Below are 13,697 nucleotides of genomic sequence, written 5' to 3' on the forward strand. Positions count from 1 at the left end.
GCAAAATGAAGCCACCGTCATTCCCGTGAAAACGGGAATCTTCTACATGTTACCCATGTGCCCGGTCAGATCTGTTACCCATGTTGGTGATCAGTGCCAAACCAACGTCATCCCCATGAAAATGGGGATCTAATACCCCCAAGATTCCCGTTTTCACGGGAATGACGAAGTATTTAGCACTAACCGAACCGTATACACCTGCGTGGGAATTTTTGTCTCGCGATCCATCGCTAGTAGTTTAGCTCATTAATTGATAAATTATCTTTCGGTCTATTCGTCGTGTGGTCAGGTATTATTCTATGAAAAAATTCTCCCGTCGTGGCTGGAACAATGTTCTTATTTTCGCTGTTATTGTTTTTATGCTGATATTGAATCTACCAACAATCATTAAGAACAACTTCATGGAACCAGCGCAGAGCATTTATCCTTACGTGATGGATCCTCAATCGGATATTAGAGAGATGCACTTTGCTACTCTGTCTATTCAAAGACATAATCTTGAATGGGTTGCCAATAAAGATCTCTCCATTTCACCTCTAGAGCTCGTACAGAGATGGCATTTTCTTGCAGGTACAGAAGTGGATGAAGTGACTTTTGCGCAGTTAAAAGAGCAGCTACCAAAAGCGAACACGTTAGAAATTTGGTATTTAGACAAGGAAGAGCCGCAAAGAGTGACCTACTACCAAACCCCTCAATTCTGGCTTATGAAAAGTTGGGAACAGAAATGGATTGCGGTTTCTGTAGAAGAGGACTACCTTTTCCCTTATCTATAAATTATCTAGCCGATAACCTATACCCCATGCCTGAACTCCCAGAAGTAGAAGTTAGTCGAATGGGTATTACTCCCCATTTGTTTGGTAAAACCATAAAACACATCACCATTCGTCAACCGAAACTTCGTTGGATGATCCCAGAAGAACTGAGTCAGCTTACTGGACAGGTCATTTTAGGTATTCAACGCAGAGCAAAATACCTTCTGTTAAAAACTGAAAAAGGCAGCATTATTGTTCATTTGGGTATGTCTGGGTCTTTGCGAGTATTGAATGAAGGGCATGAAGCAGGTAAGCACGATCATGTCGATCTACTGCTAACCGACGGAACATTACTCCGCTATAACGACCCTAGAAGATTTGGTGCTTGGCTCTGGCAAGATAAAGAACAAGAGCATGAATTATTCAAGCACCTTGGTCCCGAACCTTTAGAAGAGGTCTTCAATGCTGACTATATATTCGAAAAAGCCCGCGGAAAGCGTGTTTCCATGAAGCAGTTTATTATGGATAACAAAGTGGTGGTTGGTGTTGGTAATATCTACGCAAATGAATCGTTATTTTTAGCCAAAATTCACCCTCAAACTGCTGCAGGAAAATTAAAACTCAATGAATGGCAGGCGTTAGTGGAAGTCATTAAGCAAGTACTTGCTACCGCGATTAAGCAAGGTGGTACAACGCTTAAAGACTTTAATCAGGCGGATGGTAAACCTGGCTATTTTGCGCAGGAACTATGCGTCTATGGCAAGGCGGGTGAAGCTTGTCCACTCTGCGGTGAAGATATTCAACAACTGAAAATAGGGCAAAGAAATAGCTATTTTTGTGCAGACTGCCAACCAGAAAAATAGTTATACCAATGCCATTGAATAACTGAGTAGACTAAATGTGTTCGATGGAGCAGACCTCAAAGGCTATGGATGGCCTTTGCTAAGCGAACAAGGATGTATTGAGCGGTCTGCGGAATCGAATTCATTTTGATTACATCATTAATGTAAATCGTATAATTAGCCAAAAGAATAATCTAAGAAGAATGCTCTGCTTTTTCTTTTAGTTTAATGGCAACGGCAACGGGGACAAATTGATCGATATCTCCGCCATGAATAGCCACTTCTCTTACGATGGTGGAGGAGAGGAATGCAAACTCTTCCGCGGGGGTAAGAAAGATACTTTCTAGATCAGGCAATAGCTTACGATACATATTGGTTAAGCCAAATTCGTACTCGAAATCAACCGTCGTTCTTAATCCTCGAATGAGTAGGTTCGCTTTTTTTTGTTTGGCGAAATCAACAAGAAGCCCAGAAAACCCTTCAACAGAGACATTGTTGAGTTCTTTAACCGATTCTTGCAACATGGAGACCCGCTCTTCAAGCGAAAACATGGTTTTTTTACTCGGGCTATAGGCCACGGCAACAGTGACCAGATCAAACATCTTAGCCGCTCGAATGATGATATCCATGTGTCCATTAGTGACAGGATCAAATGTGCCGGGATACAGAACGTGATTATTCATGGCTGCCTTCCTTAAGTTTGATGAGTACCTTGTTTAGGCTCTGTTTTACCATATCTAGACTAATATCTTGCATCAGGTTGTCTCCTTTTGCCCTTGCGCCCCAATGTAAACTTTCAACAGGTTTTCCCTGTTGCTCTTCGACATGCTTTTGATAAACACTAGCAATGTATTCTAAGCTATTATAAGGGCCAGTTCGTAATGGGTTGCTATGGGCGTATAATCCAATGACAGGTGTTCCCTGAGTGGTCGCTAAATGTGCAGGACCAGTGTCAGGAGCAAGAACGACATCGGCCTGTTTGAGTATGGACGTTAATTGCATTAAATTGGTCTTGCCGATGAGGTTTTTTACAGGGCATTGGCATAAAGCCTCTATGTCTTCACCAAGTTTCACTTCTCTCGGTGCAGGCGAACCGCACAATACAACCTGTAATCCTTGTTCGTTTGCGTAGTCAGCCAGTTGAGCATACCTTTCTGTTAACCAGTTTCGTTCGTCTTTGCTTGCTGCCGGTGAAATAACCAGTGTCGGCATGTTTGTTAAGTGAGATTGTGCAAATTCGATATCTTCTTGGCTAAGTGGAATTGTCCAAGTAGGGGTGTCAAATGGTACACCTATATATCTGGCAAACTCTGCAAAATTATCTAACACGTGGAAACACTTTGTTTTTGGTAGGTGTTTATTCGTGAAAAATCGCTGGCCTTCCCGGGTTCTATTATTGCCAAAGCCAATTTTATATTTTGCCTTTATACCGAAAGAAAGTGCGCTTGCTCTTATCGCCGCCTGCATATGCAATAACGCGTCAAAGCGTTGACCGGAAAGCTGACGCCAAACTTTTTTCATGCCAGCAAAGCCTTCTTTTTTATCAAATACCACAACATTGATATTGGATAGGTGGCCAATTAACTGAGCTTCTATTTTTCCTGTTATCCAAGTGATCTCGGTTTCAGGCCAGTAGGCTTGAATCGCCTGAACAACAGAGATAGCATGACAAACGTCGCCAATAGCAGAAAGTCTTAAAATACAAAGAGATTTTGGGGCAGAAGAAAAAAGAGCCATAAGCACTTTACCAGTAAAAGAGTTAAGTCGAATTATGCAGTTGCCATGGTTAAATGTAAACTATCGTAGTGCTTGAGCTTTGATCACTTCGCTTCTTGAAGCTTGAAAGTTAATGGCTGAATACCACGTTAGAAAGATTCAATATTTTCAAATAAGAGGTCGTCGTGCAAGTTTACAAAAATAAGAATGAAACCATTTGGTACGACTCTGATCTGCTGTCGGTTCCTGTTGAAATGTGTACGAATGCACCTTATTGGTATGTGAAAAATAGAGTGGTGGGCTCTGCTCAAGGGCGGGGAACCACTTGGTTTGTACAATTGGATCACATTCAAGGTGCACTCAGACACTATCGTCGAGGAGGGCTATTTGGAAAGATAGTGAAAGATCAGTACCTATTTAAAGCGTGGGAACAGACAAGAAGTTATCAGGAATTTACGTTACTAACAAAGCTTCGTGCCGCGGGGGTAAATGTTCCAAGGCCCATTGCGGCGGGAGCAATAAAAATAGGTTTCTTCTATCGAGCAGATTTATTAAGTGAAAAAGTACCAAACGCTTGTGATCTTGTTGATATCTTGCAAGAAAACTCATTGAGTAAGCTCGTTTACCATAGTATCGGTCGAGAGATCCGAAAGATGCATGACGCTAGTGTGAACCATACGGACCTGAATATTCATAATATTTTGCTCGATAACGAACAAAAGGTATGGATTATCGATTTCGATAAATGCTATTCGCAAACTGGTGAAGAGTGGAAAGCGGCTAACCTAGAAAGATTAAAGCGTTCATTTTTGAAAGAACAAGGTAAGCGGAATATTCATTGGAATGAGGATGAATGGGAAGCGTTGGTTGAAGGGTATGAGGCTGTGTCCGAAGGGCGTTCCGCATAAGCAGGCGAAGGTGACTTCTTCTGCTCGTCATTCCCCCTTCGTTCGTCATTCCAGTGGAAACGTAATGCTGTTCGGTTAGTGCGAAATACTTCGTCATTCCCGTGAAAACGGGAATCTTGGTGATATTAGATCCCCACTTTCGTGAGGATGACGGAGAGAGAGGATGACGGAGAGTGGGGATGACGGAGAGAGAGGATGACGTAAGAAGTGAGTAATCTGTGGATTCTATTTCAAAGGCTCAAGTATTTAAGCGTATTGCTCAGTGCGCCACGATTACGTTTAACTACATTAAGAGCGGCTTGTCCCATCGATGTTGACTTCTCCTTATCTGAAAAAAGCCGATGAAGTTGTTCTGCAATTTCATCGGGTGTTTTGCAGATAACTACCGCATTATTTGCTATTAGTTGTTTAGTAATCTCTGCAAAATTAAAATAGCTTGGGCCATTAATGAGCGGTTTAGCTAACGCCGCAGGCTCAAGCAAGTTATGTCCTCCAACCTTGTCTCCAATTAAGCTACCCGCCATAAAGCAGACATCGGCTGACCCTAGTAATACCAGCATTTCTCCCATGGTATCGCCAATATAGACTTGAGTTTCTGCTTGTACAGCGGCGCCGCTTGTCCGTGTTACGGTATTCAGCCCTTGTTGTTGTGCCAGTTCGGTTACCGACGCAAATCTCTCTGGGTGCCTTGGAACCAGTAGTATCAGGGCATCAGGTTGTGTTTTTAATAGTGTCTTATGTGCTTGCAGCAATAACTCGTCCTCTCCAGAATGCGTGCTGGCTGCAATCCAAATAGGTCGCGTTTCATTGAGCTCGATTCTTAATGCCTGACTCTCTTTGACCGTCTTTTCTGGAACCGTGATGTCGAATTTGATGGAGCCAGTCACATTAATCGTTTCTTTCGGGAAACCAAGGCGTATGAATCGCTCTGCATCACTCTCGTGCTGACAAAGAATTTGAGAAATATTACTCGCCAATAGGGTGAACACCGCTTGGAATTTTGCATAACGTTGGCAAGATTTTTCTGATAAACGGGCATTTAGTACTGTTATAGGGATATTTGCTTTTGCGACGGTATGCAAAGTGTTTGGCCACAATTCCGTTTCCACAATGAGCATCTGTTTCGGTTTTACTGCACGCAGAAAACCTCTTACACACCAAGAGAAGTCAATAGGCATATATCTATGTTCAACTAGGTCGCCTAACTTCTCAGCCTGCTCAGCGCCAGTGCTTGTGGTGGTAGTAAGGACAATAGACTGAGCTGGATTTTGCTTTTTTATCGCTTTAATTACGGGTGTTATAGCAATCGTTTCCCCTACCGATACCGCGTGAATCCAGATCGGCGCGACGGCATTGGTTTTACGCGTTATTCCCCAATGCTCTTTCCACCGAACACCAAAGGACGGTTTACCCGGCTTTTTCTTATATAAACTGATAAGAAGAAAAGGGCAGGCAAGGAAAAGAACGAATGTATAGAGTAGACGGATAAGCATCCTTGTAACCATTTAAAAATACAGAAAAAACAATAAACGAAAGGTAACGTGTTTTTTGTAAACAATAAACAGTAAACTATAAAGCATGCATGCTTAGTCTGTTATTATTAGTCGCCACATTTCTTCTTCGGAGAGCCTAAATGATCTCACCTCATGAGTCTGAATCAAAAAAGTATCGTTTTCTACTCTATGTAGAACAAAATTACTCTTTTGAAATCTTAAGACCGATACAGAAGCATGCGAAATTATTGGGATATGATATTAGGTGGATGTTGGTCGGTAAAGACGCTTCTAATCATTTTCTTCTAGAGAATGAGATTTCATGTGCAAGTTTAAACGATGCCGTTCAATTTAAACCTGATGCGGTATTTGTTCCTGGAGATCGAGTCCCTTCCTTTATCTCTGGAATTAAGGTGCAAGTATTTCACGGCCTTAACGAAAGTAAGCGCGGTAATACTTACCCTGAAAGAGGGATGTTTGATCTTTATTGTACCGAGGGGCACGAAAGAACGGGAACTTTGCAGCCGATTGCTGAGTCGAAAGGGTACTTTCGTGTGGTTGAAACGGGTTGGACAAAGTTGGACAGTTTATTTGGCTATACTGAAAGTTCGATCGTTGAAAAGTCGAAACCACAGATATTTTTTGCATCAACATTTTCACCAAGTTTGTCATGTGCCGAGTTGGTGTATGAAGAAGTAAAAAGGCTAAGCGAGCTTGGTGACTGGCATTGGTTAGTTACTTTGCATCCCAAAATGGCCAAAGAGACGGTTGAAAAATACCGCAAACTTGAATCTGATAATTTGACGTTTTTTTATAATGATCAGGTTGTGGCGATGATGCATCGAGCCGATGTGATGGTATGCGATAACTCTTCGATTTTTCAGGAGTTTTTGTTGTTAAACAAGCCGGTAGTCACGGTTGATAATAGAGATGCTCAAGCAAGCTTTATTAATATAACTCAGCCGGAACAGTTAAAAAACGCTATTGAGCAAGGGTTAGCCCCTTCATCAGAATTGATGACTGCGATTAAAAGTTATGGGCCGAGTGTTACACCGTTTCTAGATGGTCAGTCCGCTCCGCGTGTATTAAATGCGGTGACAGAGATGATTGAATCGGGTTGGACAAATACCAAACCAAAAAACTGGTTTAGAAATTACAAAATCCGAAAGTCATTGGGATACTGGAAATTTTAATAATAAAGCGAAATTTATCGCTAGGTTTATACGTAGATTTAGAAAAAAGGGCAATTTGAATGAGAAAGCACACGTTATCAGTCATTGTGATCACAAAAAATGAGTCGGATAGAATAGAAGCTTGTTTGAGTTCAGTCGTCGATGTTGCTGATGAAATCATCGTACTAGACAGTGGTTCAACAGACGATACGGTAGAGTTATGTAAAAAATACACCGATAACGTGGAAGTTACAGATTGGCCGGGTTTTGGGAAACAAAAACAGAGAGCATTAGATAAAGCAACTTGCGACTGGGTACTTTCAATCGACGCTGACGAAGCTTTAGATGAAACCATGGCAAAAGATCTTCAAGCACTATTAGAGCAAGACACTATTAAGCACAGTGCCTGCAAATTGCCTTGGGGCGTAACGCTATATGGAAAAACGCTTCGGTATGGTCGAAGTGCACGTTCTGTGCTGAGATTATTCCAACGCGAAGGTGCGAGATATACTCTAGATGAAGTACATGAAACAGTCGTACCTATAGCGGGTAGCATCGGCACACTTAAAGGGCATTTACTTCACTATACCCATCGAGACTTTGGTCATGGGTTAGATAAAGCGGCTCAATATGCTTGGCTTGGTTCACAAAAATATCATCGTAAAGGCAAAAAGTCGCATGGGCTGTTTCTCGCTTTGCTAAGAGCCGTTTGGACTTTTTTTCTTATATATATTCTAAGACGAGGTTTCTTGGACGGGAGTGTAGGGTTTATTATGGCAATGACGTATGCGCAGGTTAACTTTAATAAGTATGCTGGTTTATGGGTATTGGAAAATGAGTCTCGAGTTAAAAAATAATAAGAGAATAAAATGAAAGTATTAGTGTGTGCTTCTTATCTACATGCATGGAATAGTTTGCGACCAGAATCGGCTATTTTTATGGAAATGGTCCGCCAAGGTCACCAAGTGACTATTATGACTCAAGGTGAGTCTGAGCATGTGAGTAAGCTTGAAGAGAGTGGCATTAAAGTCATCGATGCTTATCCTAAGCGTAAGATCTGTTTACAAACGATAAAAAAAATCAGAACAGAGCTTAAAGCGGATAATTATGATGTCTGTTATGCGTTTAATTCTAAAACCATCCCTAATGCTGCGTTTGCTTGTATCGGGATTGATGTCAAACTTGTTGTTTATCGCGGTACTACCGGTGGTCTTTATCGACATGACCCAAGTGCGTATCTCACTCAATTGCATCCACGAGTTGACGGTATCGTTTGTGTGTCCGACGCTGTAAGACAGGATGTGGTTAAGCGAGTATGGAAAAATAGAGATCATGTGGTGACAATCTATAAGGGTCATGAACTCGATTGGTATAAAGTACCAGCAACAGACAGAGACTCTTTGGGGTTAAAAGAGACCGATGTTGTCGCGATAACGGCTGCGCATGTAAGACCGAGCAAAGGTATTTCTGTTCTTTTGCAGGCGAGCAAATATATAACAGCGCCCAATTTTCATTTAATCTTAGCAGGCAGTGGTTTTGAACCTCATTTTCAAGAAATGAAAGACAGCCCGATGAGCGACAGAATACATTACATTGGTCACCGAACCGATATACCCTCTTTGATGTGCATGGCTGATTTTCAGATACAGCCATCGGTAAGTGGAGAAGGCTTGCCAAGAACGATTATTGAAGCGATGGCTAACGGCACCACTTCTGTGGTTACGACGACAGGTGGTGGACCAGAGTTAGTTGTCGATGGGAGCACAGGCTTTATCGTGCCAACCGCTGATGCCAAGTTGCTTGGTGAAGCGATGAATATATTGGCCCAAGATAAGAATAAATGCCTGGAAATGGGAGAAGCGGCAAAGCAACGGTTGCAGAGTCACTTTACTTCTCAGGTAACGGTTAAGAAACATTTGGATTTCTTCGAAATATTGTTGAACGAAAATTGATAAATGCTTGACTAAATAACAACGTGAGCTTCATCGGTAACGTTATGACAATGCCGCATTTACGTAAAGTGGCATGCTATTATTAGATTACTTTATGAAGATCGAATTGAAAAATTGATAAGAGTTTAAATTACCTATGCTAAACAATAAAACAGTACTCATCACAGGCGGAACCGGTTCCTTTGGTAAACAGTTCATTAAAACTATACTGGAACGATATCAAGATGTTAAAAAAATCATTATCTATTCTCGTGATGAATTAAAGCAGTTTGAGTTGAAGCAAAAATACCCTCATAAAGATTATCCTCAACTTCGTTTCTTTATCGGTGATGTGCGTGACCGTTTACGTATAATCCAAGCCTGTGAAGGTGTTGATGTCATTATCCATGCTGCTGCTATTAAGCAAGTAGATACCGCTGAATACAACCCAACGGAATGTATACGTACCAATATTGATGGTGCAGAGAATGTCATTCAAGCTGCGCTTCATTGCGGTGTAAAAGATGTGGTTGCGTTGTCTACTGATAAAGCGTGTGCACCGATCAACCTATATGGCGCAACAAAACTTGCTTCTGATAAGTTATTTACAGCCGCAAATAATATACGTGGTTCGAAAGACATCAAGTTCAGTGTGGTTCGCTACGGTAACGTAATGGGTTCACGAGGTTCTGTCATTCCATTTTTTATGGACAGAAAAAAAGAGGGCTTGTTACCTATCACACATGAAGAGATGACCCGTTTCAATATATCTCTTCAAGACGGCGTAAATATGGTGATGTATGCAATTCAACATCATATTGGAGGTGAAATCTTCATTCCAAAGATCCCTTCTTACAAAATACTAGATATAGCCGAAGCGATTGCACCTGAATGCAAAACGAAGGTGGTGGGTATTCGTCCTGGTGAGAAACTTCATGAAGAGATGATTACAGATACAGACTCACTCAATACCATTGATCTTGGTAAGTATTATGTGATTTTACCGTCGGTTTCGCTTCACTATTCTGAAGACGAATATATGGACCATCATAAGGCCGAAAAAGTACCGTTTGGGTTTAAGTACAATTCTGGAACCAACACCGAATGGGAAACCATTCAAGGTTTACGTGACCTAATAGTAGAACATGTTGACCCTAATTTTTCAGTGTGAGGAAAGGCTGTGATTCCATACGGTAGACAAGATATTACTCAACAAGATATCGATGCGGTTGTTGAAGTACTGAAATCGGATTTTTTGACGCAGGGACCGAAGGTTCCTGCGTTTGAAAAATCGCTGACGAATGTGACCGGTGCTAACTATGCGTTAGCGGTAAACAGCGCGACATCGGCTCTACATATCGCCTGTTTGGCTCTCGATCTTGGTGAAGGGGATATCCTCTGGACCTCTCCAACCACCTTTGTTGCCTCTGCAAATTGCGGGCTTTATTGTGGTGCTAAGGTCGATTTTGTGGATATCGATCCGGACACCTACAATATGTGTCCGAAAAAGCTACAGAAAAAGCTTATTGAAGCAAAGAAAGCGAAGTGTTTGCCTAAAGTCGTTGTCCCGGTACATCTGTGTGGGCAGTCTTGTGACATGGAGGCGATACATGCACTGTCTATAGAGTTTGGCTTTAAAATCATAGAAGATGCCTCGCATGCGATAGGTGGACGCTATAAAGAAAGTGTCGTAGGAAGTTGTGATTTTTCGGATATTACCGTATTTAGTTTTCATCCGGTAAAAATTGTAACCACGGCTGAAGGCGGTGCCGCGCTCACCAATGATAAAACCCTCGCTGAAAAGATGAATCTGTTTAGAAGCCATGGTGTGACTCGGGACCCTGACCTAATGGAAGGTGAGTCTCATGGTGGTTGGTACTATGAGCAAGTAGAGCTTGGTTATAATTATAGAATGACGGAGTTACAAGCGGCTTTAGGTGTTTCTCAGATGGAACGTTTGAGTGTTTTTGTTCGTGAGAGACACAAGCTCGCGGACAAGTACTATCAGCTTTTATCGGGTTTACCCATCGTGCTTCCAATCCAATTAGAAGATACCTACTCTGGGCTGCATCTGTATGTTATTCGCCTAAAACTTGATGAGATATCTAAAACCCATCTACAGGTATTTAACGAACTGCGAGAAAAAGGTATTGGTGTCAATCTTCACTATATCCCAGTACACACCCAACCTTATTATCAAAAAATGGGCTTTAAGTGGGGAGATTTTCCTGAATCAGAGCGCTACTACCACGAAGCTATCTCTTTGCCTATGTTCCATTTGATGTCAGAAGAGCAGCAAAGTGACGTCGTTACTGCCATTAAAGAGACCCTAGAATGAAAGTCGTCGTTGGGTTGCAAGCAAGAACAAACTCTAGTCGTCTTCCGGGAAAAGTGTTGTTACCGATTGGGGGCATGCCTTTATCGGTACTGGCTGCGAAAAGAGCGGTTAATAACAAACAATTTGATCTTAAAGTCCTTACCTCTGAAGAAGCAACGGATGATCACTTATGCCATACGTTAGAGTCTCACAACGTCCCTTATTTCCGAGGGAGCCTAAATAATGTATTAGATCGGTTTGTTAAAGCGTTTGCAGCTTATGACGATGAAACCATCGTGGTTCGCTTAACTGCCGATAATGTTGTGCCAGATGCAGAACTCATTGCTGAAGTTATTCAAGAGCTAATAGGCTCCTCATTAAAGTATCTCTGTGTAAATGGAGAAGCCTCTGGCCTTCCTTATGGTATGTCCGTAGAGGTAACCTATCTGTCTTGTCTACGTGAAGCGAATGCGTCGACTTCAGAGGCTTTTGACCAAGAGCATGTGACACCTTACGTACGCCGTAAATATGGTGACCGTTATTTAACTACCTATTCTGACAGGCAGTTAGGCCACCTGCGTTGTACGGTAGATAGCTTTGATGACTATATACACATGTCTACATTATTCGACCAAATTGAAAACCCTCTGGATGTGTCTTGTTGGGAACTGGTCGATAGGTTGAAAGCGGATTTTAAGGGAGCTGGCAAGGCTGAAAAGCTTGTATTGGGAAGTGTTCAATTAGGTCTTAACTATGGCATCAATAATGATGCTGGCCAACCGAATATAGAACAGGCCCATGACATGTTGTCTAGCGCGATTAATTTAGGCGTTTCCTATATCGATACCGCTCGTGCTTACGGTGAAAGTGAAGCTGTAATCGGTAAGTGGCTAACACAAGGTTGGCAGGGGCGACAGACCGTCATCACGAAATTAGATCCGCTTGCATCGATAAATGAAAATACCAGTGAAGCATTAGCGCAAAGTCTGGTCGAAAACTCCGTTTTACGTTCTTGTAAAAATCTAAAACTAGATAAGCTAGATGTATTGATGTTACACAGAACATCTCATATTACGGCATTTAATGGTGTGATTTTTGAGAAACTGAAAGCCCTCAAATCTGAAGGTTATATTGAGAAGTTAGGTGCATCTGTACAATCGGCGCAGGAGCTGGAGCTCGCGCTTTCTAACGCTGACATCTCAATCATCCAATTGCCATTTAACATACTCGATTATCGTTGGAATGACTTAATCCCTTTGATTCTTCAAGAGAAGAAAACACGTGACCTTACTATTCATGTAAGAAGTGTTTTTCTACAAGGGCTACTGTTAACGGATAAAAAAGATCTTTGGGCAAAGGCAAGTGATAATCAAACAGAAATACCAGATTGGCTAAAAAGACACGTTGAAGAAACCGACTCTAACAATGTACATCAACTTTGTATTCGTTACGTTTTATCTCAAGCTTGGATTGATGGGTTAGTACTAGGGAGTGACAATGTTGAACAGGTTATTGAGAATGCCAACATGATGGCACTTCCGGCTTTAAATGTTATGCAACTTACTTCTATTGATACCTCTCGACCTAAAAGTATAAATGACAAGCTTCTGAACCCAGCGCTGTGGACATAATGAACGAGAATAATATGTTTGATTTAAAAGAAATAACGGTATTAGTCACGGGTGCCACTGGATACCTTGGTAAAGAAATGTGTATCGGCTTAGCGTCATCGGGAGCGAAGGTACTGGTGAATTCTAGAAACGAAGAGAATGCGAATAGAACGATCTTGGAACTAGCCGAATTAGGATATAGTGCAGAAGCGGCGGTCTTTGATGTCACCGATACCCGTTCTATCAATCAGTTTTTTGCCCAATATAAGGGCACTCTGGCCGTTATTATAAACAATGCGTATGCAGGCAAGGGCGGTACAATTGAATGCAGTGAAGGCAGCGATTTTACCAATGCTTATAAAGTAACGGTAGAGTCAGCCAACAATCTATTTCAGGTGGCATTGCCACTGTTAAGAGCGTCTGTAAAACGTGTTGGATATGCATCGGTTGTTAATATTTCTTCTATGTATGGTTGTGTTTCCCCAGATTTAGGTATCTACAATACCGCCGAAGGTACTAACCCACCGTTTTATGGCGCTGCGAAAGCCGCTCTGATTCAGTGGAGTAAATATGGTGCCTGCGAGTTTGGAAAGGAAAATATTCGCTTTAACAGCATATCCCCTGGGCCCTTTCCAAATATAGCGAACAACGCTGAACCATTTTTGAACGTTCTGGCAAACAAAGTGCCTATGAAAAGAGTCGGGAGCCCAGAAGAGATCCAAGGGCCGGTTGTTTTCTTGGCAAGCAAAGCGAGCTCTTACGTCAACGGCTGCAACTTGGCTGTTGATGGTGGTTGGACGGCTTGGTAATTATAAGCTTTTATTTATGCTAATCCTGTGTCCTTACGAAAAGCAACGTCATCCCCACGAAAGTGGGGATCTGATTCCAACAAGATTCCCGTTTTCACGGGAATGACGAAGGGGTTGGTTAAGGTTATTAGAACCTGTCATCCTCAC

13 protein-coding genes are annotated in these 13,697 nt (G+C 42.0%); 10 read left to right on the plus strand and 3 right to left on the minus strand.

All coding sequences use genetic code 11. The features are described 5' to 3' along the window. Nucleotides 1-299 precede the first annotated feature (299 nt). Entirely contained in the window at nucleotides 300-773 is a 474-nt protein-coding gene (locus tag AACW90_RS21410; RefSeq protein ID WP_390238709.1) for a hypothetical protein, read from the plus strand. Between the two features lie 26 nt (nucleotides 774-799). Continuing rightward, the gene (mutM, locus tag AACW90_RS21415; protein WP_390238817.1) at nucleotides 800-1,615 is read left to right on the plus strand and encodes a bifunctional DNA-formamidopyrimidine glycosylase/DNA-(apurinic or apyrimidinic site) lyase; all 816 of its coding nucleotides are present in this window, start codon (nucleotides 800-802) and stop codon (nucleotides 1,613-1,615) included. A gap of 173 nt (nucleotides 1,616-1,788) precedes the next feature. On the opposite strand, the gene coaD is transcribed toward mutM, so the two are convergent. Further along, nucleotides 1,789-2,277: a pantetheine-phosphate adenylyltransferase gene (gene coaD / locus AACW90_RS21420; RefSeq protein WP_390238711.1), complete on the minus strand. Its 489-nt coding sequence runs from the start codon at nucleotides 2,275-2,277 to the stop codon at nucleotides 1,789-1,791. Then, nucleotides 2,270-3,331 (minus strand): glycosyltransferase family 9 protein, encoded by a 1,062-nt coding sequence (locus tag AACW90_RS21425; RefSeq protein ID WP_390238713.1) that lies wholly within the window; start codon nucleotides 3,329-3,331, stop codon nucleotides 2,270-2,272. Before AACW90_RS21425 ends, coaD begins: the two co-directional genes overlap by 8 nt. A 164-nt stretch (nucleotides 3,332-3,495) precedes the next feature. On the opposite strand from AACW90_RS21425, the gene AACW90_RS21430 reads away from it, so the two are divergent. Further along, nucleotides 3,496-4,218: a 3-deoxy-D-manno-octulosonic acid kinase gene (locus AACW90_RS21430; RefSeq protein WP_390238715.1), complete on the plus strand. Its 723-nt coding sequence runs from the start codon at nucleotides 3,496-3,498 to the stop codon at nucleotides 4,216-4,218. A 230-nt stretch (nucleotides 4,219-4,448) separates the two neighbouring features. Here AACW90_RS21430 and waaA read toward each other — a convergent pair whose 3' ends face one another. Further along, nucleotides 4,449-5,711, minus strand: a complete 1,263-nt coding sequence (gene waaA / locus AACW90_RS21435; protein ID WP_390238716.1) for a lipid IV(A) 3-deoxy-D-manno-octulosonic acid transferase — start codon at nucleotides 5,709-5,711, stop codon at nucleotides 4,449-4,451. Nucleotides 5,712-5,851: 140 nt separating this feature from the next. Here waaA and AACW90_RS21440 point away from each other — a divergent pair, with 140 nt between their 5' ends. The 7 genes from AACW90_RS21440 (at nucleotide 5,852) to AACW90_RS21470 (ending at nucleotide 13,550) form a co-directional block, all read left to right on the plus strand. Then, nucleotides 5,852-6,904 (plus strand): UDP-N-acetylglucosamine 2-epimerase, encoded by a 1,053-nt coding sequence (locus tag AACW90_RS21440; RefSeq protein ID WP_390238718.1) that lies wholly within the window; start codon nucleotides 5,852-5,854, stop codon nucleotides 6,902-6,904. 59 nt (nucleotides 6,905-6,963) lie between these two features. After that, nucleotides 6,964-7,740: a glycosyltransferase family 2 protein gene (locus AACW90_RS21445; RefSeq protein WP_390238720.1), complete on the plus strand. Its 777-nt coding sequence runs from the start codon at nucleotides 6,964-6,966 to the stop codon at nucleotides 7,738-7,740. 12 nt (nucleotides 7,741-7,752) lie between these two features. Continuing rightward, the gene (locus AACW90_RS21450) at nucleotides 7,753-8,835 is read left to right on the plus strand and encodes a glycosyltransferase family 4 protein (RefSeq protein WP_390238723.1); all 1,083 of its coding nucleotides are present in this window, start codon (nucleotides 7,753-7,755) and stop codon (nucleotides 8,833-8,835) included. 136 nt (nucleotides 8,836-8,971) lie between these two features. After that, nucleotides 8,972-9,985, plus strand: a complete 1,014-nt coding sequence (pseB, locus tag AACW90_RS21455; RefSeq protein WP_390238725.1) for a UDP-N-acetylglucosamine 4,6-dehydratase (inverting) — start codon at nucleotides 8,972-8,974, stop codon at nucleotides 9,983-9,985. A 9-nt stretch (nucleotides 9,986-9,994) separates the two neighbouring features. Beyond that, nucleotides 9,995-11,152: a UDP-4-amino-4,6-dideoxy-N-acetyl-beta-L-altrosamine transaminase gene (gene pseC, locus AACW90_RS21460; protein ID WP_390238729.1), complete on the plus strand. Its 1,158-nt coding sequence runs from the start codon at nucleotides 9,995-9,997 to the stop codon at nucleotides 11,150-11,152. Further along, a complete protein-coding gene (locus AACW90_RS21465; RefSeq protein ID WP_390238732.1) occupies nucleotides 11,149-12,762 on the plus strand; it encodes an aldo/keto reductase in 1,614 nt (537 codons plus the stop codon). Before pseC ends, AACW90_RS21465 begins: the two co-directional genes overlap by 4 nt. Before the next feature lie 14 nt (nucleotides 12,763-12,776). Beyond that, entirely contained in the window at nucleotides 12,777-13,550 is a 774-nt protein-coding gene (locus AACW90_RS21470; protein ID WP_390238736.1) for an SDR family NAD(P)-dependent oxidoreductase, read from the plus strand. Nucleotides 13,551-13,697 lie beyond the last annotated feature (147 nt).

The organism is Vibrio frigidus (genome assembly GCF_042465995.1).
Classification (GTDB): domain Bacteria; phylum Pseudomonadota; class Gammaproteobacteria; order Enterobacterales; family Vibrionaceae; genus Vibrio.